The organism is Nonomuraea sp. NPDC003214 (assembly GCF_053590035.1).
This window is the reverse complement of record NZ_JBSFSX010000001.1, coordinates 870068-895642: the sequence shown is the minus strand read 5'-3', so window position 1 is coordinate 895642 and position 25575 is coordinate 870068. Positions and strand designations below refer to the sequence as shown.

The following is a 25575-nucleotide window of genomic DNA, read 5'->3' as shown; positions in this document are numbered from 1 at the left end:
GATGGCTCCCTTCCCAGTGATCGAGGCCGCCAAGCACGGGTCCAACGTCGAGCGGCCGACGGCCACCGCGCCGCCCATGCCCGACGGCGACGGGAGCGGCAGCGGTCACGGCAAGCAGGACTCCACGACCGACTGGGTGTCCGACTGATGCCGGTGCTGGTGGTGTCCTGCGTGGACGACCCCACGGCCGACCTGGTGCTGGCCGAGCTGCGCGACCGGGAGGTCCCGGTGGTGCGGTTCGACCCCGGCGCCGACTTCCCCCACGAGCTGACCCTGTCGGCCTCGGTCGGCGACACCGGCCTGGCCGGCTCGATCGAGACCGCGACGCGCAGGCTCGACCTGCTCGGCGTGCAGGCGGTCTACTGGCGTCACCCCACGCCCTACCGGCCGCCGCGACATCTGGACGAGCACACCGGCCGGTGGGTGGCCGACCAGTCACGCTTCGGGCTGGGCGGCGTCCTCGCCGCGCTGCCGGGGGCCCGCTACCTCAACCACCCCTGGCGCAACCGGGACGCCGAGCACAAGCCGGTCCAGCTCGCCACCGCCGTGACCGCCGGGCTCAGGGTGCCGCGGACGCTGGTGACCAACAGCCTCGACAGCGTCCGGTCGTTCGCGTCCGCGGTGGGCGACGTGGTCTACAAGCCGCTGTGGTCGACCCCGTACCAGAACGCGGATGGTGAGGCGCGGACCATCTGGGCGGACGTGATCGACCCCGGGACGCTCGACGAGCGGGTGGGCGGCGCCGCGCACCTGTTCCAGGAGCGGGTGCGCAAGGTCGCCGACGTCCGGGTGACGATGGTGGGCGAGCGGGCCTTCGCCGTCCGCATCGACGGCGCGCCCCGGCTCGACTGGCGGCAGGACTACCCGTCCCTGACCTACACGCCGGTGGACGCGCCGCCCACGATCGTGCGGGGGATGCGCGCCTACCTCGACGCGTTCCGGCTGGACTTCGGCGCGTTCGACTTCTCCCTGACGCCTGACGGCGACTGGGTGTTCCTGGAGTGCAATCCGAACGGCCAATGGGGCTGGTTCGGCCCGGACATCTCGCGGCCGATAGCTCACGCGATAGCCGATCACCTCACGACAGCGGAAGCGCGGCGATGAGCTCATCCGCGGCGCGGCACAGGCAGGCGCTGGCCGGACTCCTGGCCTCGGAGAAGGGCGTCGCGGATCGGCGCTGGATCGAGGCGGTCGCCGCCGTGCCGCGTGAGCTGTTCCTCGGCGACGCCGTCTTCCACCCGGACGACGGCGCGCAGGGCACGCTCTGGCGTCCGGTCCGGCGCGACCGGACGGATCCCGAGACCTGGTCGCGCATGGCCTACGCGGATCGGAGCTGGGTGACGCAGGTCGACGGCGTCCTGGCCGAGGACGCCACACTGGCGCTGCCCGGGGCGCCGACCTCCTCTTCGACGCTGCCCAGCCTGGTGGTGAAGATGCTGGAACGGGCCGAGATCGCCGAGGGGGACCGGGTGCTGGAGATCGGCACCGGCACGGGCTACTCCACCGGCCTGCTGTGTGAGCGCCTCGGCGCAGGTCAGGTGACGTCGGTCGAGTTCGACCCGGCGGTGGCGGCCCGTGCCAGGGCGGCCCTCGAATCCGCCGGGCACGCGCCGACCCTGATCGTCGGTGACGGGCTGACGGCCTACGACAGGGACGCCGTGTACGACCGCCTGATCGCCACCTGCTCGGTGCGCTACATCCCCGCGCCCTGGATCTGGCAGGTACGGGACGGCGGCACCATCACGACCCCGTTGTCCGGATGGCTGGGAGGCACGGTCCTGGCGCATCTCACGGTGGAGCCCGGCGGGGCCGGCGGGCGGTTCCTGCCTGATGAGCTGTCGTTCATGTTCGCCAGGCCGCACGACCGGCCCTCACGCGCCCACTACCTGCTCCGCCTCGGCGAGCAGTGCGAGACGCGGATCGCCCCGGCCGTGCTGGACGATCCGGCCGCCCGGTTCGTGGCCCAGCTGGGAGTTCCGTCCGCCGAACTGCTGGGCGCCGGGGACCACGTCGTGCTCCTGGACGTGGCCACCGGCTCCCAGGCCACGACCGAGCCCGCGCCCGGAGGCGGCTGGAGGGTGCGCCAGCACGGCCCCCTGCGCCTGTGGGACGCCGCCGAGGACGCGATCGAGACCTGGCGGGAGGCGGGGAGCCCGCCCGTCTCGGCGTTCGGGCTCACCGTCACCCCGCAGGGCCAGCGGGTGTGGCTCGGTGATCCGGGCGGGCCGTCGTGGAGCCTGCCGGCGTGAGCCGCCGGAAAATGCCCAAGCCGCTGTCCTTTACTCAGGGAGTCAGGTGAATATCAGGCGCCCGAATGGTGGGCGAGAAAGGTGCGGGCCGCCTGGCGGATGGCGGCGATGACCGGGCGGTCGCGTTCGGTCTGCAACCAGGCCAGCGCGGACGTACTCGGAGAAAGATCCACCACGTCGAGATAACGCACCCCGGGCCGTGGATAGAAATCGCGCGCGGCGGCGGGCAGAAAGCCGGCGGCCTCGCCGCGGGCGACGGCGAGAAGCAGCGCCTCCATGTCGGGGACGACGGGTCCGAAGCGCACCGGGCGGCCGTCCGGGCGCGGGTTCACCGCCCAGAAGTCGCGCCAGACGCGCGGCACCTCGGCCGGCATGTCGACGAAGGTGTGCTCGCCGAGCTGGGCGAGGGTGAGCCGGGGTTCGGCGGCCAGCGGGTCGTCGGCGGGCAGGCAGACCACGCGGGGTTCGGTGGCCAGGACCTGGAGGCCGATGCCGGGCGGCGCGGGCGGCCGGGAGAAGACGACGTCGACGTCGCCGCGGATGAGCGCGCCGAGGTGGTCGGCGAAGTTGAGGGTGGAAAGCCGCACGTCGATGCCCGGGTAGTGGTCGTGGAGCCGGTCGAGGATGGCGCGGGTGTGGGGCATCGCGGCCTCCGCGCCGACGGTGCCGATGGCCAGCCGCCCGGTGACGGCCACGGCGTGCTCGCCGGCCTCCCGGCGCAGCGCGTCCAGGGCGGTGACGGCGGCCCGGATCGCCGGCAGCAGGCTCCTCCCGGTGGTGGTGAGCTCGACGCTGCGGCTGGTGCGTTCGATCAGCCGGACTCGCAGCCGGTGTTCGAGGGCCTTGATCTGCTTGCTGAACGCGGGCTGTGTCATGAACAGCCGAGCCGCCGCCCTGCCGAAGTGCAGCTCTTCGGCGAGGACGAGCAGTAATCGCAGTTGGTGCGGGCTCGGGTCGCCGCCACTCGTTCCGGTGGACGGCTCCTTGTGCGCCTCTCTGGAACGGACAATCCCCCGGGGCTTCCCCCGGCACGGCGAAACCGCGCTCGGTAAAGAATCCATATACCGGATGCTATCAATGAAAATTCGATGGGAATCGAATTTTTCTTTGCCGTCAGGGCCCGCCGGACGAGCATGGAACCCGGCTCGTCCGGAGCCAGTTGTCAAACGATCGGCAAGGAGCACAATGAGGATCTGGAACAGGCTCGCCGTCGTGATCACCCTGCTGGCGGCGGGGCTCGTCGGCGCGCAGGGCGCGGCCCTGGCCACGCCCACGCCGGCCGACACGGGGAAGGCGGGGAAGACGCAATACTGCAACATCGTCGTGGGCAAGGCGCCCAAGGGGGAGCTGTCGCCGATCCTGTCGAGGTCGTGCGGCACCGACCCGGAGGCGGCCCGGACCGACGTCAGCATCCAGGCGCGCACGCTGCTGATGGAGTGGAACGAGCACGCCTTCAACGACCCGCCCACGACGGTCGGCCGCATCTACGGCGACTACGGCCCCTGTGACTCCGACGGCTACCGGGTGCGGGCGGAGGGCTTCTGGGCCAACCGCATCTCCGGGTTCGTCACCTGGAACCGGTGCAGCGTCGCCACTGGCTACGACCTGGTGAACGTCTCGGGTGACCAGCAGACCTGGAACGGCACCGCCAACGCCTGCGAGTGCGTGGACGTCGGCTTCGTCGGCTACTACATGAACGACCGCATCGAGTCGTTCTGGATCCGCCGGGGCTGACCCGACGGGCTCACCGGGGCGTCCGCCTGCCAGGCGGGCGCCCTAGGAGCGGTGGCGGTAGCGGTCCGTGGCTTCGCGGGTGGCGCGGATGGCCGCGTCGGCCCGGTCGTAGGTCCGCTGGGCCAGTCCCACGAAGATGCAGTCCACGATGAGGAGCTGGCTGATGCGGCTGGCCAGGGCGCCGGGCCGGAACGCCGTCTCGCGTCCGGCCGACACCAGCGTGTGGTCGGCCACCCCGGCCAGCGAGGAGCGCGGGTTGTTGGTGATCGCGACCACCAGCGCCCCCGCGTCGGCCGCCGTGCGGGCGGGCACGAGGACGTCGGGCGTCTCCCCGCTGCAACTGATGGCCACCACCACGTCGCCGCCGCGCAGCAGCGCGGCGCTGGTCAGCGCCAGGTGCGCGTCGCTGAACGGGTGGCTGGACAGCCCGATCCGCAGCAGCTTCTGCGACATGTCGGCGGCCACCAGCCCGGACGCGGCGACGCCGTACACGTCGACGCGGCGCGCGCCGGCGATGGCCGTGACGACCTCGCCGAGGCCGTCCGGGTCGAGCTGGGCGGCGGTGTCGGCGAGCGCCTCCGACTCGGCGCGGGCGACCTTGGCGATCACGTCGGTCAGCGGGTCGTCGGGGCCGAGATCGCCGGGGACGAGCCGTTCCGGCTCCTTGGCGACGGCGGCGGCCAGGGCGAAGCGCATCTGGGAGTAGCCGCTGAAGCCCAGGGCGCGGGCGGTCCGGACGATGGTGGCCTCGCTCGTCCCCGACACCACGCTGAACTCGGTGATCGTGCTCCTGACGACCAGGCCGGGGTCGTCGAGGATGATGCGGGCGATCGACTGGGCGGCGGGGGTGAGTGAGGGCAGCACGGCCCGTACGGCCGCGACCGGGCTGGCCGGCTCGCCGTCGACGGTGCCGGTCACGAGGTGAGCCATTCGGCCGCCGCCTGGGCCGAGACGCGGGAGATGCCGTGGGTGGCCAGGTGGACGGCGCCGGCGGGGGCGTCGGGGATGCCGGTGTCGACCACGATCACGTCGGGGCGCTCCTGGACGGCCTGGGCGATGCGGTCGCGGACCCACGGGTGGCGGGCGGCGTCGTGCACGACGAGGACGACGGGGCGCCGGTCGGCGCTGGAGCCGAGGCCGACCTTGGCGGCGAGCCCGGCGCCGAGGCGGGGGAGCGGGCCGTCGGGCTCCATCTGGACCCGGGTGGTGCCGGGGAGCAGGGCGGTCAGGGCGGCGGTGATGCCGGTGGGGGTGGCGGGGTCGACGGCCTGGTTGAAGCGCGTGTTGACCTCGACGACCAGGGGCGGGCTGGTGAGGGTGACGGTTCCGGTCGGGGTCAGCGCCGCCCGGGCGGCCTCCAGCCCGGCGTCGGTGGCCGGTTCGGCGAGCGCGGCCTGGCGGGCGGGGGCCTGGGCGGCGTACCAGTCGGACAGGGCGGCGACCCGGCCGGCGGCCTCGGCGAGCCGTTCCTCGGCCAGTTGCCCGGTCTTGACGGCCTCGACGATGGCGTCGCGGAGCTCGTACAGGCTGTCCTCGGTGACGTGGCCGGCGCAGATGGCGTCGACGCCGGCGGCGAGGGAGCGGACGGCGATCTCGCCGGCGGTGAAGCGCGCGGCCACGGCCTTCATCTCGATGGCGTCGGTGACGAGCAGGCCGTCGAAGCCGAGCTCGCCCCGCAGCAGGTCGGTGAGGACGGCGCGGCTGAGCGTGGCGGGCAGGTCGGGGTCGAGTGCGGGGATCAGCAGGTGGCCGCACATGATCGAGCGCACTCCGGCGGCCACGGCGGCGCGGAACGGCGGCAGGTCGCGTTCGGCGAGCTCGTCGCGCGTGGCGTGCACGGTGGGCAGGGCCAGGTGGGAGTCGGTGGTGGTGTCGCCGTGGCCGGGGAAGTGCTTGGCGCAGGCGGCGACGCCGGCGCCCTGGACGCCGTCGACGTAGGCGACGGTGTGGCGGGCGACCAGGTCGGGGTCGGGGCCGAAGGACCGGATGCCGATGACCGGATTGGCCGGGTTGGCGTTCACGTCGGCGGCGGGGGCGTAGTCGAGCGTGACGTCGGACCGGGCCAGCAGGCGGCCGATCTCGCGGCCGACCCGCTCGGTGAGCGCCACGTCGTCGGCGACGCCGAGCGCCCGGTTGCCGGGGAAGGAGCTGCCGGTGGCGACCTCGAACCGGGTCACGGCGCCGCCTTCCTCGTCGACGGCGACGACGGCGGCCGGGTTCGCGGCGCGGATCTCGGCGACGACCTGCGGTCGCGGATCGTTGCGCGCGAACAGCACGACGCCGCCGAGGCCCTGGCCCAGCGCTCGGCGCATCCAGTCGGGAACGGTGGTTCCCTCGTAGCCGGGCTGAAGCACTGCCATGGCCAGTCGGTACAGGTCAGCGGTCATGCGGCATTTTCCTTCACAGTTGTTGATCTGAAGGTAATTTTCTGTCATCGTCGCCCCAGACACAACCACTTCCGAGAGGCCACCCCCCATGCCCAGCAGACGGACTCTCCTGAAGGGCCTCGCCCTCGCCGCCGCCGCTTCCGCCGTGCCGCTGCCCGCGTTCGCGGCCACGGACTACGTGCCACCGCTGCGCCAGATGCGCGGCATGTGGATCGCCTCCGTGGTCAACATCAACTGGCCCTCCAAGCAGGGCCTGAGCGTCGAGGAGCAGAAGGCCGAATACCTCGCCTGGCTCGACCTGGCCGTCGAGCGCAAGCTCAACTCGGTGTTCGTGCAGATCAGGCCGACCGCCGACGCGTTCTGGCCGTCGCCGTTCGAGCCGTGGTCGCACTGGCTGACCGGCACCCAGGGACAGGACCCCGGCTACGACCCGCTCGGCTTCGCCGTAGAGGAGACCCACAAGCGCGGCCTGGCCTTCCACGCCTGGTTCAACCCGTACCGGGTGTCGATGCAGGCCGACCCGGCCAAGCTGCACCCCGACCACCCCGGCCGCAAGCACCCCGACTGGATCCTGCCGTTCGGCGGCAAGCTCTACTACAACCCGGGCATGCCCGAGGTGCGCAAGTTCTGCCAGGACGCGATGCTCGACGCGCTGGCCCGCTACGACATCGACGGCCTGCACTTCGACGACTACTTCTACCCGACCAACAGCACGGCCTTCGACGACAGCGCCGCGTTCGCCCAGTACGGCGGCGGCTTCCCCGACCTGGCGAGCTGGCGGCGGCACAACGTCGACCTCATGGTCTCGGAGATGCAGCAGCGGGTCCGCGAGGTCAAGCCGGAGGTCGCCTGGGGCATCAGCCCGTCGGGCATCTGGCGCAACAAGGGCACCGACCCGCTCGGCTCGGAGACCAACGGCGGCCAGTCGTACGACAACCTGCACGCCGACACCCGCGGCTGGGTGAAGAAGGGCTGGCTGGACTACATCGCGCCGCAGCTCTACTGGTACATCGGCCAGCCCCCGGCCGACTACTCCAAGCTGGTGCCGTGGTGGTCCGACGTGGCGAGCGGGACCGGCACGCTGCTGTGGATCGGCCAGGCCGCCTACAAGGCCGGCGACCCCGCGCAGGCGCCCGAGTGGCAGGACCCGAAGGAGCTGTCCGACCACCTCACGCTCAACCGGAACCACCCGGAGATCAGCGGCGACATCTGGTACAACGCCAACGACCTGCGCGCCGACCGGGTCACCTCGATCAGCACCGCCGTGACCGACCACTACACGCGCCCCGCGCTCGCCCCGGTCCTGCCGAGGCTGGCCGACGGCGCCGCGCCGCGCCGCCCGGTGGTGGCCTACGCGCTGCGCCGCCACGGCGGGGTCGAGGTGCGGGCGGTGGCGACGGGCCGGGACGAGCCGTTCCAGTTCGCCATCTTCCGGTTCCCGGAGCGGGCCTCCGCCTCGGCGTTCGGCGACGCCCGCCACCTGGTGGCCGTCGTGCCGGGCGACCGGCAGGTGCGCTGGGTCGACCCCGAGGGCAAGCGCGGCGACCACTACTACGCGGTGGCGGTCGACCGGGCCAACCGGACCAGCGAGCCCAGCCGCGGCTTCCGGGTGGTCTGACGCCATGCGGGTTCTCGGCCTCATCTCCGGCACGTCCCACGACGGCATCGACAGCGCCCTCGTGGACTGGTCGCTCGACGGCGGCGTGCTCACTGGCGCCCTCGTCGAGCTCGGGGAGAGGCCGTACCCGCCCGAACTGCGAGCGCGCATCGCGGCCGCGCTGCCGCCCGGCCGCGTCGACTTCGGCGAGGTCTGCGCGCTCGACACGCTCATCGGCCAGGCGTTCGCCGAGGTGGCCGCCGGCGCGCCGGCGGCCGACCTGGTCTGCTCGCACGGCCAGACGCTCTTCCACTGGGTGGAGGACGGCCGCGTGCGCGGCACGCTCCAGCTCGGCCAGCCCGCCTGGATCGCCGAGCGCACCGGCGTGCCGGTGGTCTCGGACGTACGGGCGCGCGACGTGGCGGCAGGCGGCCAGGGCGCGCCCCTGGTGTCGTACCTGGACCTGCTGCTCATGGCCGGGCTGCCGGGCCGCACCGGGGCGCTGAACCTGGGCGGCATCGCCAACCTGACCGTGCGCGACCCGGCCATCGCCTACGACACCGGCCCCGCCTGCGCGCTCATCGACGCCGCCGCGCCCCCGTACGACAGGGACGGGAAGCTGGGCGCGGCGGGCACGGTGGACGAGAACCTGCTGCGCGAGCTGCTCGCCGAGCCGTACTACCGGCTGGAACCGCCCAAGTCCACCGGCAAGGAGCTGTTCACTCCCGGCTACGTCAAGGCCGCGCTGCCGCAGGCGGACCTGGTGGCGACGCTGACCGCGCTGACCGCCGAGACGGTGGCGGCCGAGGTGCGCCGGCACCGGCTCGACACCGTGATCGTCTCCGGCGGCGGGGCGCGCAACCCCACGCTGATGGGCATGCTCCGCGCCCGCGCGTCGCAGGCCGAGTTCGTCACCAGCGACGAGCTCGGCGTGCCGGCCGACGGCAAGGAGGCGATCGCCTTCTCGCTGTTCGGCTGGCTCACCGCGCACGGCCTGCCCGCCACCGTGCCCAGCTGCACCGGCGCCACCGGCGCGCGGGTGCTGGGCACGATCACGCCGGGTTCCGATCCGCTGACGCTGCCGGAACCCCTCGCCGAAGCCCCGGTCGCGATCCGGTTCTCAGGAAGCCCTGCGCCCCGCCGCTGACGGCTCGGTGGCGGCGCCCGACCGCTGTGGTGGCACCACAGGGGTCGGCCGCACCAGGCCCAGCGCCACGACCTCGTTGGCGAGGCGGGTGCGCCGGTTGGTGCCTTCGGGGATCCTGAACTTCTGATACAGCCGCAGCAGGTGCTGCTTGACCGCGGCTTCGGTCACGACCAGGTCGTCGGCGATCTCCCGTGCGGTGGCCGGGGCGACGAACGCCTCGTCCGACAGCGCCGGCCGGCAGAGCGAGGTCAGCACGTCGACCTCGCGCCTGGTCAGCTCGGGCGCCGCGGCCCTGCGCAGCTCGACCTCGGGGGCGAAGTCCTCACGGGGGACTCCGCCGATGCGCCCGCGCGCCGCGCCGAAGGAGACGACGTCGCCGTCGTCGAGCACCCTCCGGGCGATCGGCCTGCCGTTCACCCGCGTGCCGTTGCGGGACAGGCCCAGGTCAACGACATACAGGTAGGGTCCTCGCCTGACGAACTCGGCATGGAGCCGAGACACGCTGGGGTCGCTGAGCCGGATGTCCACACCCCGGCCCCTCCCCACGGTCGTGATCTCGGGGCGCAACGGGACCACCTCGCCGGTGTCCTCGATGCGTATGAACGGCCCCTCCACGGCAGTTCCTCCCCAGGTAGCCCGCCGTAACTATTACTACAGCTCCGGCTTACCCATACGTGGCGATGCGGAATCTCCTTTGCCGAAAGGAGAATCGCGCGTGAAATTGGTCTGGACCTCTGCGGACGGTTTTGCCTGCTCACGGGTAGACTTCGAGCGGAGATAAGCGGAGGAAACACTCATGGCGGACAAGCCCACCAAAGGTCTTGCCGATGTCGTCGCCGCGTCCACAGCGCTCAGCGACATCGACGGGAAGGCCGGTCGCCTCTTCTATCGCGGATACGACATCCACGACCTGGCCGGCCGCGCGACGTTCGAAGAGACCGCACACCTGCTGCAACGCGGCAAGCTGCCCACCCGGGCCGAGCTCGACGCGTACACGGCGGAGCTGGTGCGGGGCCGCGAGCTGGGCGGCCTGGTCTCGGCGAACATCTCCGAGATCGCCGAGAAGCAGAAACCGATGGAGGCGCTGCGCACCCTCGTCTCGCTCGCCGGGGCCGACGACCCCGACAAGGACTCCAGCAGCCCCGAGGCGAACCTGCGCAAGGCCGCCCGCCTCACCGCGCAGCAGGGCCTGCTCATCGCCCGCTACCACGCGGCGCGCACCGGCGCCCAGGCGATCGAGGCCGATCCTTCGCTCAGCATCGCCGCGAACTTCCTGCTCCAGGTCACCGGCCGCACCCCCGACCAGCGCGCGGTCGAGATCTTCGACGAGTGCCTGGTGCTGCACGCCGACCACACCATGAACGCCTCGACGTTCGCCGCCCGGGTGTGCGCCGCGACGCTTTCGGACATGCACTCCGCCATCGTCGCCGCCATCGGCACGCTCAAGGGCCCGCTGCACGGCGGCGCCAACGAGCAGGTCATGAAGACGCTGGAGTCCATCGAGCCGTCCGGCGTCGCCCAGGCCGTCCGCGACAAGCTCGCCGCCGGCGAGAAGATCATGGGCTTCGGGCACCGCGTCTACAAGACGGAGGACCCGCGGGCGACCCACCTGCGGCGGATGTCGGAAGAACTGGCCGCCTCGACCGGCGACGACACTTACTATCGGATGTCCAAGGAGATGGAAGAGGTCGTCTTCGAGTCGAAGGGGCTCTACCCCAACGTCGACTTCTACGCCGCTTCGGTCTACCACTACCTTGGGATCCCGACCGACCTGTTCACCCCCGTCTTCTCGATCAGCCGCATGTCCGGCTGGACGGCGCACGTCATCGAGCAGCATGCCGACAACCGCCTGATCCGCCCGGACAGCGAATACATCGGCGAGACGGACCAGAAATGGAAGCCGATCGACGAGCGATGAGCGACGTCAGTTGAGCGACACGAGGCGCGAGAACTGGGGGCCGTACCCGCTGATCCTGGCGGGTGCGGCCGTCGGCGTGGGGCTGGTCTTCCTCGTGGACCCGCGGTGGGGCGGGTTCGCGCTGGGCGCCGTCGTCATGGTCGGCGCCGCGCTGCGGTTCGCCGGCTACGGCGGGCCGCTGGCCGTGCGCAGCAAGAAGACCGACGTGATCACGCTGGGACTGTTCGGGTTCGTCCTCGTGCTGACCTCGCTGTTGCTCTACAACAACGAGCTCAAAGCGTTGATCCTGTCCCTTTTCGCACGTTGACGAGGCCGTCCGATAGCCTCAACGCATCCATTCATTGAAGGGGAACCATTCGCATGCCCAAGATCAAGGTGGAGGGCCCCGTCGTCGAGCTTGACGGCGACGAGATGACCCGGATCATCTGGCAGTTCATCAAGGACCAGCTGATCCTTCCCTATCTCGATGTCGACCTGAAGTACTACGACCTCGGCATCGAGCACCGCGACGCCACGGACGACCAGGTCACGATCGACGCGGCCAACGCCATCAACAAGTACGGCGTCGGCGTGAAGTGCGCCACCATCACCCCCGACGAGGCTCGGGTGGAGGAGTTCGGGCTCAAGAAGATGTGGAAGTCCCCGAACGGGACCATCCGCAACATCCTCGGCGGCGTCATCTTCCGCGAGCCGATCATCATGTCCAACGTGCCGCGGCTCGTCCCCGGCTGGACCAAGCCGATCGTCGTCGGCCGTCACGCCTTCGGCGACCAGTATCGCGCCACCGACCTCAAGATCCCCGGCGAGGGCACGCTGACCCTCACCTACACGCCGAAGGACGGCTCCGAGCCGATCGAGCTCGACGTGTACGACTTCCCGGGCGGCGGCGTCGCCATGGCCATGTACAACCTGGACGAGTCGATCCGCGACTTCGCCCGCGCCTCCATGCGCTACGGCCTGGCCCGCAACTACCCGGTCTACCTGTCGACCAAGAACACCATCCTCAAGGCGTACGACGGCCGCTTCAAGGACATCTTCGCCGAGGTCTACGAGAGCGAGTTCAAGGCCGACTTCGAGAAGGCCGGGCTCACCTACGAGCACCGCCTCATCGACGACATGGTCGCCGCCTCGCTCAAGTGGGAGGGCGGCTACGTCTGGGCGTGCAAGAACTACGACGGCGACGTCCAGTCCGACACGGTCGCGCAGGGCTTCGGCTCGCTCGGCCTGATGACCTCGGTCCTGATGTCCCCCGACGGCCGCACCGTCGAGGCCGAGGCCGCCCACGGCACCGTCACCCGGCACTACCGCCAGCACCAGCAGGGCAAGCCCACCTCCACGAACCCGATCGCCTCGATCTTCGCGTGGACCCGTGGCCTGGCCCACCGCGGCAAGCTGGACAACACCCCGGCGGTGACGGAGTTCGCGAACAAGCTGGAGCAGGTCTGCATCGAGACCGTCGAGGGCGGCCAGATGACCAAGGACCTCGCGCTCCTCGTCGGCGGCGACGCCAAGTGGCTGACCACCCAGGACTTCCTGGCGGCGCTGGACGAGAACCTGAAGAAGAAGATGGCCTGACCATCGCACGTGAAGGGGCCGCCTCCGGGCGGCCCTTTTCGCATGTCGAGACCATCTCTTGGCGCAGTGCAGGGTACGAGCCTCCCGTAACAGTCGTGCACGCATCGGGGGGTTCGAATGCGACTGCGTTTCATCAGTGGCGTGGGTGTGGTCGCAGTCGCTGCGATCGTGGCCGGATGCGGCTCGGAGCCCGTCGCCCAGGTCAAGGACACCAAGGCGGAGGCCGCCGCCAAGCTGCAGAAGACCAAGGCGGCCAAGGTCGCCGCCGCCGCGAAGGCCAAGGCCAACGAGCTCGGCCAGATCCCGGTCCTCATGTGGCACCGCATCGTCGACAAGCCCGCCACCACCGACGACCGCACCCCGGCGCAGTTCCGCGCCGACCTCGAACGGCTGGTCAAGGACGGGTACGTGCCCATCACCGCGGCCGAGATGGTCACCGGGAAGATCGACATCCCGGCGGGCAAGCACCCGGTGGTGCTCACGTTCGACGACTCCTCGCCCTCCCAGCTCACGCTGGACGGCACCGGCGCGCCCAAGCCCGGCACCGCGGTCGCGATCCTCCAGGAGGTCGCCGCCAAGCACCCCGGCTTCCGCCCCGTCGCCACCTTCTACGTCACCCGCGACATGTTCGGCAAGACCGGCCGCGAGGAGCAGGCCCAGATGCTCCTGTGGCTGAAGAACAACGGCTTCGACATCGGCAACCACACCCGCGACCACCACAACCTGCGCGGGCGCACGCACAAGCAGGTCGAGGAGCAGATCGGCTCCATCGGCAAGGAGATCGCCGCGCTGGCGCAGGTCAAGCCGGTCACGATCGCCCTGCCGTACGGCAACCAGCCGAACAAGAAGGAGTGGGCCGCGCGCGGCGACGGCTACAAGCACGCGGGCGTCTTCCTGGCCGGCTACACGCCCTCCGCCTCGCCGTTCAGCCGCTCGTTCGAGCCGCTGGGCATCCCGCGCATCAGGGCCATGGACAAGAAGGGCGACTGCGCCCAGTTCTGCTCGACGGCCTGGCTCGACTGGCTCAAGGCCAACCCGGACATGCGTTACACCTCGGATGGCGACGTGTCGACCGTGGCGTACCCCAAGTTCAAGGCGCCGTTCCTGCGCCAGCTGTTCAAGACGTACGCCCTGCCGTACTGACGTCGCCGATCTCGACGATCAGGTTCGCCGGGTTCAGGAGCTCGTCGGTGACGCCCGGCACGGTGATGGAGAGGCGGCCGGCGTCACCGGTGGCCAGGTCGAGCACGTGGTAGGCGTCCTCGTTCCAGGGGCCGGTCGCCCGGAGGACGAGGGTGTCCTCGTCCTCCCAGCGCACGATCTCCTCGGCCCGCCATCCGGCGGGCAGGCGCGGCGTCACGGTCCTGGTGGCCGCGCGCGTCGCCGGATCGATCAGCACCACGGCGCGGGCGGCCCTGCCGTGCCGTGTCACCTCGTCCGGGACCACCGCCAGCGCGCGCCCGGACGGGGACGGCGCGGCGCCGTCCAGGTTGCCGGGCAGCTCGGCCCGCCGCACCGCCTCGCCTTCCGGCGAGTGGACGGTGTACGTGACGGCCGTGAGATGACCGGGCGCGCGGCTGTTCCTCGACGTGGCCAGCACGACGCCCTCGGCGGTCCAGCCGGCCACCCGGCCTGGGCCCTTCAGCCGGCGCGTTCTGCCGCGCTCGACGTCGACGATCAGTGAGGCGTCCCGGACGAGCAGGTGGCGGCCGTCGCGGAAGAAGGCAGGGTGGCCCTCCTTCCTGACCCGGATCCGCTTGACGGTCCCGGCGGTCAGATCCCTGAGGGTCAGGTGACGGTCCCGCAGGTACGCCAGCCGCCTGCCGTCCCGGCTGAGCGTGATCCCGTCGTCGCCGGCGCCGGCGCCGGGCACCCACCAGCGCTCGCCGGTCGTGGTCACCAGGGTCCAGTGCCGGCAGGCCGCCGTGGGCTCGTCGCAGACGGGCCGGTACGCGTACCGCACGGGCGCGGGCAGCGGGCCGCGCAGCTCCTGCACCGGACGGACGTCCTGCCCGGACTCCGGCCGGAGGAACGTGACGGGGCCTCGGGCCCACAGCGGCGTGAGCAGCCAGGCCACGGCCAGGACGGCGGCGGCGACCACCGCGGCGAGCCTCATGCGATCCTGCCCGGGACCGAGCCGGCGGGCAGGTCCTCGACGGGTTCGCTCCTGCCGGTGTCCAGGGCGACCAGGAAGTGGCCGGCGTCGGCGAGCTCGATCAGCAGGCGCCCGTCCTCGGCCCAGCCCAGCGGGACCGGCGGCTCCTCGTGCTCGGGGAGGCGCAGCGGGGCCCGGTCGCTGACCAGGCCGGTGCGCGGGTTCATGGTCAGCACCTCGTCGTCGGTCACGAGCGCCAGCCTCCGCCCGTCGGGGGAGGCCAGCGGCCGCAGCGTGGGGTCGAAGGCGGCCCGGGTGCGGACCTCGCCCCGCGGGCCGAGCGTCAGCAGCTCGGTGTCGGGGGCGACGGTGAACGCGCGGCGGCCGGTGGTGGCGATCATCCCGTAGGGGCCGAGCCCCAGCACGCGGCGGACCTCCGGCAGGTGGACCCGCTCTCCGGTGGCCGAGTCGACGACCTCCGTCCCGCCGCCGTCGGTCGTCAGGCTCACGTAGCGGCCGTCGCGGGACAGCGTCGGCTCCGGGAGGTCCGTCGGCGACACCGGCTCCGTGAGCGGGTGCAGCAGGTCGCCCCGCAGCCCGGCGAGCATCATCCGGCCGGTGTCGCGGTCCAGGTAGACGGCGCGGCTCCCGTCGCCGCTGAGCGCGAACGGCGCCCCCTCGTCGTCGCGCGCCTCGGGCAGCAGGATGCCGTAACCGGTCGCGTCGTACAGGTGCCAGCCGGGGGCGTCCTGCGCGGGGGTCGCGAAGACGGCGTGTGCGAGCACGTCCCGGGACCCTTTACCGGTGAACGGAACCGGCGGGCCGGGGTTCCCGTACGGCAGGAGGGCGAGGCCGCCGGCGAGCAGCAGCGCCGTCACCGCCGGCCAGGGGCGGGCGCGCGGGCGCGGCGCCGCCGCCGAGGTGTCCACCGCGGCCAGGATTACCGTCAGGAGCGGCAGGCCGTACATGATCGCGAGCCGCACCACCTCCGCCGAGCCGGACAGGCGGGGCAGGCCGCTGCCCGGCGCGGTCCACAGCGCCACGACGACGCCGGACGCGGCCAGGTGACGCGCCGCGCCGGCGCGCAGCGCCGCCCCGGCCCGGTCGCCGGGCCGCGCCCGCAGCCGCGTGAGGAGCGCGTGGACGGCGAGCACGACGGCGAGCGTGACGACCGCCCAGAACCGCTGCTCGATCGGCACCTCGTGCCGGAACGAGCGCAGCACGGCCGCCAGGGCGACCGCCGAGGCGATCACGGCGGCGGCCCGCCACATGAGCGTGAGCGACTGCGGCAGGACCTCCAGCACGCCGCCGCCGTCGCGCGCCAGGAACGCGGCGGCGGCGAGCATGCCGACGAACCAGCCGGCCGCCACCGAATGGAGAACGCTGAGAAAGGAGTTTTCGCCGGCGAAAGCGAAGACTATGCACGCGCCGATTCCCGCCACCGTGTAACGGTCGCGTACGGCGAGGTAATGGCAGATCCGGTCGAGGTCGGCCGGATTCGCCTCGATCGCGGCGTGACGTGCGAAGAATTCGGCCCGCTCCCCGGAAACGCGGGGATTCCGCATGGCCAGCGCGCCCCCGACCGCCGTCGCCAGAAGAAATGTCGTCAGCAACTGCCGTTCACCACCCGGGAAAAGTAGCAGAATGCACTTTCGGCTGACAGGGGGATCAATAATGGGAAAACGGGTCAGGTGGGCGGGAATCTGGGTGCCGCTCGCGGCGGTGGCGGTTGGCGCGATCTGGTTCAGCGGGCTGGTGACGCCGCTCCTGGTCCAGAAGGCGAGCAGCGTGAGCGAAGTGGGCAGCGCCTTGTCGACCCTCGACGACCACGGCCGGCGGTTCCGCTCCGGCATCGACGCGTCGCCGACCATCGTCAACGAGGGCTGGCTGCCCGTCACGATCACCGGCGTCGGGCTGCGGGGCCCCGGACTGGACCTCCTCGCGATCAAGGAAGGCGATGGCCGCCCGTTCCCGTACACCGTCCCGGGGCGCGGCAGCGTGCGGCTGGATCTCAAGCTGGAGGTGACCGACTGCGCGGCCGCCGTCATCGCCGAGGAGCCGGCCGCGATCGTGTTCCGGGTCGAGCACTGGTGGGCAAGCGTGACCACCGACGTGGTGCCGCCCGGGAACTCGCTCGGCGAACCCTGGCAACTCCGGGCCGTACATCGGGCCTGCTATGACTAGATGTAGTGGTATGAATACTATGGGCGACATGGAGTTGTTTCCGGCTATGCCGCTTGAGGAGTGGGCCGACACCAAGGAGACCATCCACCGCTTCGCCCAGATCGTGGGCAAGGTGCGGCTGGTCTCGGCGACCCGGCGTAACCACTGGTGGTCGATCCCGTTCCACCTCACCGGACGGGGGCTCACCACCCGGCCGATGGGCGGGATGGGGGAGCTGCCGCTGTTCTGCATCGACTTCGACTTCGTCAGGCACCGGCTCGTCGTGGACGTGCTCGACGGGCGCAGCGCCGAGTTCAGCCTGGTGGGGCAGTCCGTGGCGTCGTTCTACGAGGAGCTGTTCGCGACGCTGGACCGGTTCGGCATCCGGCCCGACATCCTGGCGGTGCCGTTCGACCTGGGCGACAGCACGCCGTTCGCCGAGGACACCGCGCACGCCTCCTACGACCCCGCGCTCGCCAACCGCTACTGGCGCGTCCTGTCACAGGTCGCGCAGGTGCTCGACCGCTTCGCCGCCGGGTTCTGCGGCAAGACCAGCCCGGTGCACCACTTCTGGCACACCTTCGACATCGCGGTCACCCGGTTCACCGGCAAGATCGTGGGCGCCTCCCCCGACGTCGACCCCGTCACCCGGGAGGCGTACAGCTGGGAGGTCATCAGCTCCGGCTTCTGGTTCGGCGACGACGAGCGGCCCTGGCCGGCGTTCTACTCCTACACCGCGCCCGAGCCCGACGGGCTGGAACGGGAGCCGCTGCGGCCGGAGCGGGCCGAATGGCTCCCGGCCCGGGGCAGCCACCTGGCGGTGCTGCGCTACGACGACGTCCGGGCCGCCGACGACCCGGTGTCGACCGTGCTGGACTTCTTCGAAAGCGCCTACCAGGCCGGGGCGAAGCTGACCCGCCTGCCCGAGGACGAGCTGGCCAGCCCCGGCGGCGTCACTGACCCGTGCCTCGACACACCGTGAGGATCTCCCGGCCCCGCTCCGGCGTGATCAGCGGCGCGATGCGCGGATCGGCCAGCAGGCTCACCGGGGCGACGTGGTCGTCCGTCAGCGGCCGCCACAGCGCCAGCGCCTCCTTCAGCCGGGGCCAGGCGTCCGCCGCCGACCAGTCGACGGCCCGCACCGCCGCGTCGAACTCCGGCACGCCGTAGCGGAGCGGGGCCTGGCCCGCCGCCCCGATCAGCTCCTTGACCGGGCCGGCGCCCCGCTGGCGGAGACCGTCGAGCGTGGAGCTCCGCCACTGCGGCGTCCGCGCGTGCTCGGCACGCAACAGCGGCAGGATCTCGCCGCTCAGCAGGACGGGGTCGGCCTCCCAGCCGGCCGGGCCCGCTCGACGCTGGCGTCCCACTCGCGCCGGGTCTCGCAGTCGGGCCGGTCCAGGCTGTGGAAGCCCGCGTAGAAGTCGTACATCTGCGCGTGGAAGGAGGCGTGCCGCACCGGGCCCATCGCCGTCCACGAGAACTCGTCGTAGGCCGCCCACTCGCCGTGCTCGTCGACGTCGTCCGGATCGAGGAAGACGACGCCGGCGTCGGCCTCCAGCGACACCAGCAGCGACCGGGCGAGCAGGTCGTCCTCGTCCTCGCCGATCAGGTGCGGCTCCAGGTCGCGCAGCCAGCCGATCTCCCCGGTGCCGCGCAGCCGCCACACGAACGGGCCCGCGTGCGTCCAGCCGTCGGTGACCAGAAGGAACTCCCGGTACGACGGCGGCAGCGTGCGCCCCAGCCGGGCCTCCAGGGCGGCCACCTCGGCCTCGGAGGCCGGATCGAACCCCAGCCAGGAGGGCGCGGCGGGGTCGGCGGGAGGGTTGGCGATCCGCCATTCGTCGCTCCACCGCTCCAGGAAGGGCTTCCAGCCGTGACGGTCCATGAGCGGCATCCCAGCAGATGGCGCCGACATTCCTGACGTCACGAAGCCTTAACAGTTCTCTGGAAACTTCCTGGGCGTCGTAAAGTTTGCGTCGTCGGGCTTTGTGCACACGTGGGGAAGACGAATGCCGCAGATGTCGCCGCTGGTCGCCGGTGATCCCACCCAGCTGGGATCGTTCCGGCTGTCCGGGCGCATCGGCGAGGGCGGCCAGGGCGTCGTCTACCTGGGCGTCAACGACGCGGGGGAGCAGGCGGCGGTCAAGCTGCTGCACGTGAAGTTCAGCGGCGACACGGTCGCCAGGTCGCGCTTCGCGCGGGAGCTGAAGGCGGCGCAGCGGGTGGCGTCGTTCTGCACGGCGCGGGTGATGGAGGCCGACCTCGACGGCGACACCCCGTACATCGCCAGCGAGTACATCGACGGGCGGCCGCTGCGCGAGCTCGTCGAGAGCGACGGGCCGCTGCGCGGGACCGTGCTGGACCGGCTGGCCATCGGCACCGCGACCGCGCTGGTCGCGATCCACCACGCCTCGATCGTGCACCGCGACCTCAAGCCCGACAACGTGCTGATCGCCTCCGACGGGCCGCGCGTGGTCGACTTCGGCATCGCCCGGATCATCGACTCGACGGGGACCATCACCAGCCGGGCCATCGGGACCCCCGCCTACATGGCGCCCGAGCAGATCGCCGGCGACGACGTCGGGCCTTACACGGACGTGTTCGCCTGGGGGGCGACGATCGCGTTCGCGGCCACCGGGCAGTCGGTGTTCGACGGCAACTCCATCGCGACGGTGCTCAACAAGATCCTCAACCACGAGGTGGACGTGGGGATGCTGCCCGAGCCGCTGCGCGGGGTGGTGCGGTCGGCGCTGGCCAAGTCGCCGGGCGAGCGGCCGTCGGCGGACCAGATCCTGCTGCGGCTGCTCGGGCAGCCGGAGCACGTGGGGGCGTCCACGGACGTGCTCAACCGGGGCGTGCAGGTGGCCAGCGACGACACGACGCCGTTCATGCGCGTGTCACGCACCACGGGCGTCACGGCCGCGCCGGCGAGCGCCGTGCGGACATCCGGTACGAGCCACGCCGGCGCGGCGCCGTCGGGGGAGGTCGCGTACCACGGGGCCGAAAGTGCTGGGGTGGCCGAGAGTCCGCCGCGCCCGGAGGGCGGGGGGACGGGCAGTGGCGCGTTCCAGCTCCCCGTGGACGGCGGGGCGCCGGCGCGGGGCAGGCGCGGGGCCCGGTGGGCGATGCTGGCCGGTGCGCTGGTGCTGGTGGCGGCGGCCGTCGCGGCGGTCGTGTGGAAGGGCTGGCCGGTGGCGCTGGGCGAGCTGGGCCCCGACCCGGCCGAGGGCAGCGGCAAGCCGCCGGAGGCGTACGCGTCGGTGATGGACAAGGTCGGCAGGACCGGCAAGATCGTGATCGGGGTGAAGGCCGACCTGCCGGGGATCGGGCTGCTGCGTGACGGCGGGTTCGAGGGGTTCGACGTGGACCTGGCCAGGGAGATCGCGGCCAAGCTCGGCGCGAAGCAGACGGAGTTCGTGGCGGTCTCGCGGGGGAGCAGGGCGCGGGAGCTGGCCGAGGGCGGCGTGGACCTGGTGGTGGCGACCTATTCGATCTCCGATGCCGACGACGTGACGTTCGCCGGACCGTACTACCTGGCCTACCAGGACGTGCTGGTGCGCAAGGGGCGGATCGCCGCCCTGTCCGACCTGAAGGGCAAGAGGGTCTGCGGGATCAACAGCCCGACGGTCGGCATGGTGCAGGACAAGGTGGAGGTCGAGTCGGTGCCGGCGGGCAACTACGCCGAGTGCATGGACCTGCTGCGCAGCGGCGCGATCGACGCGGTGCCCGGCGAGGACCTGATCCTGGCCGGGTTCGCCGCGCGCGAGAGCCAGCGCTACAAGGTGCTGGGCGCGAGGCTCGACGACCCGGAGCGCTACGCGGTCGGCCTCAGGAAGGGCGACGTCAGGACGTGCAAGGCGATCAACGGAGTGATCGCCGACCTGTACCGGACCAAGGCGATCCACAAGCTGCTGGGCCGCCATTTCGGCACCGTGGACTTCGCCACGCAGTCGAAGGTGCCCGCGATGAATGACTGCGGATGACGACCGGGTAGAGTCCGAAAGTCAATGAATCGACCCGGGAGTTAGGGGAAGGCCATGGCCACGCCCGTCAAGGTGACCGTAACCGGAGCAGCCGGTCAGATCGGCTACGCGCTGCTGTTCCGCATCGCGTCGGGCCAGCTGCTGGGCCCGGACGTCCCGGTGAAGCTGAGCCTGCTGGAGATCCCGCAGGCGGTCAAGGCGGCCGAGGGCACCGCCATGGAGCTCGACGACTGCGCGTTCCCGCTGCTGTCGGGGATCGAGATCAGCGACGACCCCAACGTGGCGTTCGCCGGCGCCAACATCGCGCTGCTGGTCGGCGCCATGCCGCGTAAGGCGGGCATGGAGCGCGGCGACCTGCTCGGCGCCAACGGCGGCATCTTCGGCCCGCAGGGCAAGGCGATCAACGACCACGCCGCCGACGACATCAAGGTGCTGGTGGTCGGCAACCCGGCCAACACCAACGCGCTCATCGCCCAGCAGAACGCTCCCGACGTGCCGGCCGAGCGCTTCACGGCGATGACCCGCCTCGACCACAACCGCGCGCTGTCGCAGCTCGCGGCCAAGCTGCAGGTGCCGGTCTCCGACATCCGCAACATGACGATCTGGGGCAACCACTCCGCGACGCAGTACCCCGACCTCTTCCACGCCGAGGTGGGCGGCAAGGTCGCGGCGGAGCAGGTCGACGGCGAGTGGCTGCGCGAGACGTTCATCCCGACAGTGGCCAAGCGCGGTGCGGCGATCATCGAGGCGCGCGGCGCCTCGTCGGCGGCGTCGGCCGCCAACGCCGCGATCGACCACGTGCACGACTGGGTCAACGGCACCGAGTGGACGTCGGCGGCCGTGGTGTCCGACGGCTCCTACGGGGTGCCGGAGGGGCTCATCTCGTCGTTCCCGGTGCGTTCGACGGGCGGGCGTTACGAGATCATCCAGGGGCTGGAGATCGACGCGTTCTCGCGTGAGCGGATCGACGCCTCGGTGCGCGAGCTGGCCGAGGAGCGCGACGCGGTGCGCGAGCTGGGCCTGATCTGAGCAGCCCGGCCTGACCTGATCTGTCGCGAAGGCGCGCGCCCCGGATGACGGGGTGCGCGCCTTTGTCGTGCTCGTGCCGGTCGTGCTCGTGCTCGTGCCGTCAGGGTGGCGCGTGACAGGGGGACGGCGAGCCGGCCTTGACGGGCTCGGGCGTGGCGAAGACCACGCCCGCGGCGGCGGCCAGGCTGCCCAGCATGACGAGGACGACCGCGAGCGCCTTCGTCACCCTTGGTGAAATGCTCCTCACATTTCGGTATCACAGCACATATTGCGCCGCGACAGGAGTCATTTGCCGGAAAGCGCCGCCCAGGCGTCGGCGACCATCTCGCGCAGCGTCGTGTGCTCGGGCTTCCAGCCCAGCTCGCCCTGGATCTTGTCCGACGAGGCGACCAGCACCGCCGGGTCGCCGGCCCGCCGCGGCCCGACGACGGCCGGGATCTCGTGGCCGGTGACCTCGCGGCAGACCTCGATCACCTCGTTCACCGTGAACCCGCTGCCGCTGCCCAGGTTGTAGATCTTGTGCTCGCCCTCCGCGCAGGCGTCGAGCGCCAGCAGGTGGGCCCGCGCCAGGTCGCGGACGTGCACGTAGTCGCGCACGCCGGTGCCGTCGGCCGTCGGGTAGTCGTCGCCGAACACGGTGATCGACTCGCGCTCGCCCGTCGCCACCTTGAGCACGTTGGGGATGAGGTGCGTCTCGATCGCGTGGCGCTCGCGGAAGCGGCCGTAGGCGCCGGCGACGTTGAAGTAGCGCAGGCTCACCGCGCCCAGCCCGCGCAGCGCGGCGAACGCGGTCAGCGTCGTGTCGACGGCCAGCTTGGAGGCCCCGTACGGGTTGGTGGGCCGCGTCGGCGCGCTCTCCACGATCGGCGAGCGCTCCGGCTCCCCGTAGGTCGCCGCCGTCGAGGAGAACACGATCTTGCGCACGTCACGCTCACGCATGGCCTCCAGCAGCGCCAGCGTGCCGCCCAGGTTGTGCGCCCAGTAGAGCCCCGGCTTCTCCACCGACTCGCCGACCAGCGACTTGGCGGCGAAGTGGAGCACCGCGTCCGCCCCGTCGAGCGCGTCGCCGGCCTCGGTGATCGACGCACGGACGAACCGCGCCCCGTCGGGCACCGCGTCCTCGTGCCCGGTGGACAGGTCGTCGAGCACGGTCACCTCGTGCCCCGCCTCGACGAGCTGGGCCGCGACGACGCTGCCGACGTATCCGGCGCCTCCGGTGACCAGCAGCCTCATGTTCACTCCCGTTGAAATATGTTTGATTTTGTACGGCTTGCCGTTCAGCATACGCGGGAAAGCCGCCGAGTACGCTGCCAAACACCATGTTTGACACCGTCGCGGCGAACATCGCCCTGGTCCTGCTCTTCATCCTGGTGGGCGGGTTCTTCGCCGCAGCCGAGATGGCCATGGTCTCCCTGCGCGAGAGCCAGGTCCGCAAGCTGTCGCACAAGGGCCGCCGCGGCGAGCGCGTCGCCAAGCTCGCCCGCGACCCCAACCGCTTCCTGTCCGCCGTGCAGATCGGCGTGACCGTCGCCACCATGCTGTCGGCCGCGTTCGGCGCCGACCGGCTCGGCATGCAGCTCACCCCCGTGCTCGAAGGCTGGGGCGTGCCCGCCGCCATCGCCCCCGTGCTCGCGCTGGTGCTGGTGACGCTGGCCATCTCGTACGTGTCCCTAGTGCTCGGAGAGCTGGCCCCCAAACGCCTGGCCCTGCAACGCGCCGAGGGCCTGTCGCTCGTCGTAGCGCCGTTCCTGGACCGCATCGCGGCGCTGTCGAGGCCCGTCATCTGGATGCTGTCGAAGTCCACCGACGGCGTCGTCCGGCTGCTCGGCGGCAACCCGAAGGCCGACCGGGAGGAGGTCACCACCGAGGAGCTGCGCGACATGGTGGTCGGGCACGCCGAGCTGACCCCCGACGAGCGCAAGCTGATCGCCGAGGTGTTCGCCGCGGGCAAGAGGCAGCTGCGCGAGGTCATGCTGCCGCGCACCGAGGTGGAGTTCATGGAGGCCGACACCCCGCTGGCCGAGGCCGCGGTGCTGGCCGCCGGGCTGCCGCACTCCCGCTTCCCGGTCTACCGCGAGTCCTACGACGAGGTCATCGGGTTCGTGCACGTCAGGGACCTGCTGGACCCGGTGCTGACCGGCCGCACCGAGCCGCTGAGCGAGCTGGTGCCGATCCGGCCGGCCAAGTTCGTGCCCGCCTCCAAGCGGCTGCTCACCACGCTGGGCGAGATGCGCGACGAGGGGCAGCACATGGTCATCGTGATCGACGAGTACGGCGGCACGGCGGGCATCGTCACGATGGAGGACCTGGTCGAGGAGCTGATCGGCGACATCAGGGACGAGTACGACGTCGAGGACGACACGGTCGTGCTGCCCGCCGGGGAGATCGAGATCGACGGCCTGACCAACCTGAACGACTTCGGCACCGAGACGGGCATCAGGCTGCCCGACGGCCCGTACGAGACGCTGGGCGGGTTCGTCATGGCGATGCTGGGCCACGTGCCGGAGCTGGGCGAGCGGGTCGAGGTGCACGGTTTCGAACTGACGGTCACGGAACTCGACGGCAGGCGTATCGCGCGGGTAAGGGTGAAGCGCCGCTCGCTGGTCGAGTCGCCGCCCGAACCTGATTCCTGACACAATTGCCTGCTATGGCCAGACCTCGTGTACTCTCCGGCATCCAGCCCACCGCGGACTCCTTCCACCTGGGCAACTACCTGGGTGCGGTCCGGCAGTGGGTCACCTTGCAGGAGACCCACGACGCCTTCTACTGCGTGGTTGACCTCCACGCCATCACCGTGCAGACCGAGCCCGCCGCGCTGCGCCGCCGCACCCGCGTCGCGGCCGCCCAGCTCCTCGCCGCCGGGCTCGACCCCGAGCGCGCCACGGTCTTCGTGCAGTCGCACGTCCGCGAGCACAGCGAGCTCGCCTGGATCCTCAACTGCCAGACGGGCATGGGCGAGGCCGCCCGCATGACGCAGTTCAAGGACAAGTCGGCCAAGTACGGCGAGAGCGCGGCCAGCGTCGGGCTGTTCACCTACCCGATCCTCCAGGCGGCCGACATCCTGCTCTACCAGGCCAACAGCGTGCCGGTGGGCGCCGACCAGAAGCAGCACCTGGAGCTCACCCGCGACCTGGGTCAGCGCTTCAACCACCGCTTCGGCGACACGTTCACGATCCCGGAGCCGTACATCCTCAAGGAGGTCGAGAAGATCACCGACCTCCAGGACCCGTCGGCGAAGATGTCGAAGTCCTCCTCCAGCCCGGCCGGCATCCTGGACGTGCTGGAGCAGCCGGGGCCGCTGCGCAAGAAGGTCATGCGCGCGGTCACCGACACCGGGTCGGAGGTGCTGTTCGACGAGGAGAACAAGCCGGGCATCTCCAACCTGCTGCGGATCCAGTCGGCGCTGACCGGCGTGCCGATCCCCGACCTGGTGGCCCGCTACGAGGGACAGGGCTACGGGACGTTCAAGAAGGACGTCGCCGAGGCCGTGGTCGAGGCGTTCACCCCGATCCGCGAGCGCACCGAGAAGCTGCTGGGCGACGAGGCCGAGCTGGACAAGCTGCTGGCGGCCGGCGCCGAGCGGGCCCGCGCGGTGGCCCGGCGGACGATGGCCGAGGTCCGCGACCGGGTGGGCTTCCTGCCGACGCTCTGAGCCGACGGCCGCGCCGAGGCCGTCCGCTCACCACGTTCACCACGCT

Annotated in this window: 27 protein-coding genes; 17 read left to right on the top strand and 10 right to left on the bottom strand. The window is 71.5% G+C overall.

Going from position 1 to position 25575, the window contains the following annotated elements; all coding sequences use genetic code 11:
• Position 1: 1 nt before the first annotated feature.
• Genes ACWDXC_RS04105 through tgmC form a run of 3 tightly spaced genes read left to right on the top strand, consistent with a single transcriptional unit; the run spans position 2 to position 2249 of the window.
• The gene (locus ACWDXC_RS04105) at positions 2 to 148 is read left to right on the top strand and encodes a hypothetical protein (protein ID WP_219500671.1); all 147 of its coding nucleotides are present in this window, start codon (positions 2 to 4) and stop codon (positions 146 to 148) included.
• The gene (gene tgmB / locus ACWDXC_RS04100) at positions 148 to 1104 is read left to right on the top strand and encodes an ATP-grasp ribosomal peptide maturase (RefSeq protein WP_449977849.1); all 957 of its coding nucleotides are present in this window, start codon (positions 148 to 150) and stop codon (positions 1102 to 1104) included. Before ACWDXC_RS04105 ends, tgmB begins: the two co-directional genes overlap by 1 nt.
• Positions 1101 to 2249, top strand: a complete 1149-nt coding sequence (gene tgmC / locus ACWDXC_RS04095; protein WP_449977847.1) for an ATP-grasp peptide maturase system methyltransferase — start codon at positions 1101 to 1103, stop codon at positions 2247 to 2249. The genes tgmB and tgmC overlap by 4 nt, the downstream gene beginning before the upstream one ends.
• Before the next feature lie 53 nt (positions 2250 to 2302).
• Here tgmC and ACWDXC_RS04090 read toward each other — a convergent pair whose 3' ends face one another.
• Entirely contained in the window at positions 2303 to 3310 is a 1008-nt protein-coding gene (locus ACWDXC_RS04090; RefSeq protein WP_449977845.1) for a LysR family transcriptional regulator, read from the bottom strand.
• 124 nt (positions 3311 to 3434) lie between these two features.
• Here ACWDXC_RS04090 and ACWDXC_RS04085 point away from each other — a divergent pair, with 124 nt between their 5' ends.
• Positions 3435 to 3983, top strand: coding sequence for a hypothetical protein (locus ACWDXC_RS04085; RefSeq protein ID WP_364173482.1), 549 nt, complete (start codon positions 3435 to 3437; stop codon positions 3981 to 3983).
• A 42-nt stretch (positions 3984 to 4025) separates the two neighbouring features.
• Here ACWDXC_RS04085 and ACWDXC_RS04080 read toward each other — a convergent pair whose 3' ends face one another.
• Positions 4026 to 4913, bottom strand: a complete 888-nt coding sequence (locus tag ACWDXC_RS04080) for a MurR/RpiR family transcriptional regulator (protein WP_357584251.1) — start codon at positions 4911 to 4913, stop codon at positions 4026 to 4028.
• Positions 4898 to 6370 (bottom strand): glycoside hydrolase family 3 protein, encoded by a 1473-nt coding sequence (locus ACWDXC_RS04075; RefSeq protein WP_449977843.1) that lies wholly within the window; start codon positions 6368 to 6370, stop codon positions 4898 to 4900. The genes ACWDXC_RS04080 and ACWDXC_RS04075 overlap by 16 nt, the downstream gene beginning before the upstream one ends.
• Positions 6371 to 6458: 88 nt before the next feature.
• On the opposite strand from ACWDXC_RS04075, the gene ACWDXC_RS04070 reads away from it, so the two are divergent.
• A complete protein-coding gene (locus tag ACWDXC_RS04070) occupies positions 6459 to 7988 on the top strand; it encodes a glycoside hydrolase family 10 protein (RefSeq protein ID WP_219500682.1) in 1530 nt (509 codons plus the stop codon).
• Positions 7989 to 7992: 4 nt separating this feature from the next.
• The gene (locus ACWDXC_RS04065) at positions 7993 to 9114 is read left to right on the top strand and encodes an anhydro-N-acetylmuramic acid kinase (protein WP_449977840.1); all 1122 of its coding nucleotides are present in this window, start codon (positions 7993 to 7995) and stop codon (positions 9112 to 9114) included.
• On the opposite strand, the gene ACWDXC_RS04060 is transcribed toward ACWDXC_RS04065, so the two are convergent.
• Positions 9088 to 9729, bottom strand: coding sequence for an FHA domain-containing protein (locus ACWDXC_RS04060; RefSeq protein ID WP_219500688.1), 642 nt, complete (start codon positions 9727 to 9729; stop codon positions 9088 to 9090). The genes ACWDXC_RS04065 and ACWDXC_RS04060 overlap by 27 nt on opposite strands.
• Before the next feature lie 181 nt (positions 9730 to 9910).
• On the opposite strand from ACWDXC_RS04060, the gene ACWDXC_RS04055 reads away from it, so the two are divergent.
• The 4 genes from ACWDXC_RS04055 (at position 9911) to ACWDXC_RS04040 (ending at position 13750) form a co-directional block, all read left to right on the top strand.
• On the top strand, positions 9911 to 11032 hold the full coding sequence (locus tag ACWDXC_RS04055; protein ID WP_357584245.1) for a citrate/2-methylcitrate synthase: 1122 nt from the start codon (positions 9911 to 9913) through the stop codon (positions 11030 to 11032).
• Positions 11033 to 11042: 10 nt separating this feature from the next.
• Entirely contained in the window at positions 11043 to 11339 is a 297-nt protein-coding gene (locus tag ACWDXC_RS04050; protein WP_219500691.1) for a DUF3017 domain-containing protein, read from the top strand.
• Positions 11340 to 11392: 53 nt separating this feature from the next.
• Positions 11393 to 12607: an NADP-dependent isocitrate dehydrogenase gene (locus ACWDXC_RS04045; protein WP_364173467.1), complete on the top strand. Its 1215-nt coding sequence runs from the start codon at positions 11393 to 11395 to the stop codon at positions 12605 to 12607.
• A 141-nt stretch (positions 12608 to 12748) separates the two neighbouring features.
• Entirely contained in the window at positions 12749 to 13750 is a 1002-nt protein-coding gene (locus tag ACWDXC_RS04040) for a polysaccharide deacetylase family protein (RefSeq protein WP_449977835.1), read from the top strand.
• Here the strand turns inward: ACWDXC_RS04040 and ACWDXC_RS04035 are convergent.
• Both ACWDXC_RS04035 and ACWDXC_RS04030 read right to left on the bottom strand, forming a co-directional pair.
• Positions 13725 to 14723 carry a hypothetical protein gene (locus tag ACWDXC_RS04035; protein WP_449977832.1) on the bottom strand — a complete coding sequence of 333 codons (999 nt, stop codon included), beginning with the start codon at positions 14721 to 14723 and terminating at the stop codon, positions 13725 to 13727. The two genes, ACWDXC_RS04040 and ACWDXC_RS04035, sit on opposite strands and share 26 nt — an antisense overlap.
• The gene (locus ACWDXC_RS04030; RefSeq protein ID WP_449977829.1) at positions 14720 to 16072 is read right to left on the bottom strand and encodes a hypothetical protein; all 1353 of its coding nucleotides are present in this window, start codon (positions 16070 to 16072) and stop codon (positions 14720 to 14722) included. Before ACWDXC_RS04030 ends, ACWDXC_RS04035 begins: the two co-directional genes overlap by 4 nt.
• A 3-nt stretch (positions 16073 to 16075) precedes the next feature.
• On the opposite strand from ACWDXC_RS04030, the gene ACWDXC_RS04025 reads away from it, so the two are divergent.
• The 3 genes from ACWDXC_RS04025 to ACWDXC_RS04015 all read left to right on the top strand — a co-directional run bounded on the left by ACWDXC_RS04025 (position 16076) and on the right by ACWDXC_RS04015 (position 17847).
• Complete coding sequence (locus ACWDXC_RS04025) at positions 16076 to 16342, top strand: hypothetical protein (protein ID WP_449977826.1); 267 nt, start codon at positions 16076 to 16078, stop codon at positions 16340 to 16342.
• A 67-nt stretch (positions 16343 to 16409) separates the two neighbouring features.
• Positions 16410 to 16886: a hypothetical protein gene (locus ACWDXC_RS04020; protein ID WP_449977824.1), complete on the top strand. Its 477-nt coding sequence runs from the start codon at positions 16410 to 16412 to the stop codon at positions 16884 to 16886.
• Between the two features lie 28 nt (positions 16887 to 16914).
• Complete coding sequence (locus ACWDXC_RS04015) at positions 16915 to 17847, top strand: DUF5996 family protein (RefSeq protein WP_449977822.1); 933 nt, start codon at positions 16915 to 16917, stop codon at positions 17845 to 17847.
• Here ACWDXC_RS04015 and ACWDXC_RS04010 read toward each other — a convergent pair.
• Both ACWDXC_RS04010 and ACWDXC_RS04005 read right to left on the bottom strand, forming a co-directional pair.
• On the bottom strand, positions 17819 to 18232 hold the full coding sequence (locus ACWDXC_RS04010; RefSeq protein WP_449977820.1) for a hypothetical protein: 414 nt from the start codon (positions 18230 to 18232) through the stop codon (positions 17819 to 17821). The genes ACWDXC_RS04015 and ACWDXC_RS04010 overlap by 29 nt on opposite strands.
• Positions 18175 to 18750, bottom strand: coding sequence for an SMI1/KNR4 family protein (locus tag ACWDXC_RS04005; RefSeq protein ID WP_449977817.1), 576 nt, complete (start codon positions 18748 to 18750; stop codon positions 18175 to 18177). The genes ACWDXC_RS04010 and ACWDXC_RS04005 overlap by 58 nt, the downstream gene beginning before the upstream one ends.
• A gap of 124 nt (positions 18751 to 18874) precedes the next feature.
• Here ACWDXC_RS04005 and ACWDXC_RS04000 point away from each other — a divergent pair, with 124 nt between their 5' ends.
• Together ACWDXC_RS04000 and ACWDXC_RS03995 are read left to right on the top strand one after the other, a co-directional pair.
• Complete coding sequence (locus ACWDXC_RS04000) at positions 18875 to 20848, top strand: protein kinase domain-containing protein (RefSeq protein ID WP_449977814.1); 1974 nt, start codon at positions 18875 to 18877, stop codon at positions 20846 to 20848.
• 54 nt (positions 20849 to 20902) lie between these two features.
• Positions 20903 to 21877, top strand: coding sequence for a malate dehydrogenase (locus ACWDXC_RS03995; protein ID WP_449977812.1), 975 nt, complete (start codon positions 20903 to 20905; stop codon positions 21875 to 21877).
• A 100-nt stretch (positions 21878 to 21977) separates the two neighbouring features.
• On the opposite strand, the gene ACWDXC_RS03990 is transcribed toward ACWDXC_RS03995, so the two are convergent.
• Both ACWDXC_RS03990 and galE read right to left on the bottom strand, forming a co-directional pair.
• Positions 21978 to 22103, bottom strand: a complete 126-nt coding sequence (locus ACWDXC_RS03990) for a hypothetical protein (protein WP_281426784.1) — start codon at positions 22101 to 22103, stop codon at positions 21978 to 21980.
• A gap of 59 nt (positions 22104 to 22162) precedes the next feature.
• Entirely contained in the window at positions 22163 to 23110 is a 948-nt protein-coding gene (gene galE / locus ACWDXC_RS03985; protein WP_449977810.1) for a UDP-glucose 4-epimerase GalE, read from the bottom strand.
• An 86-nt stretch (positions 23111 to 23196) separates the two neighbouring features.
• On the opposite strand from galE, the gene ACWDXC_RS03980 reads away from it, so the two are divergent.
• Both ACWDXC_RS03980 and trpS read left to right on the top strand, forming a co-directional pair.
• On the top strand, positions 23197 to 24510 hold the full coding sequence (locus tag ACWDXC_RS03980) for a hemolysin family protein (protein ID WP_219500708.1): 1314 nt from the start codon (positions 23197 to 23199) through the stop codon (positions 24508 to 24510).
• Positions 24511 to 24524: 14 nt separating this feature from the next.
• The gene (trpS, locus tag ACWDXC_RS03975; RefSeq protein WP_357584224.1) at positions 24525 to 25529 is read left to right on the top strand and encodes a tryptophan--tRNA ligase; all 1005 of its coding nucleotides are present in this window, start codon (positions 24525 to 24527) and stop codon (positions 25527 to 25529) included.
• Positions 25530 to 25575 lie beyond the last annotated feature (46 nt).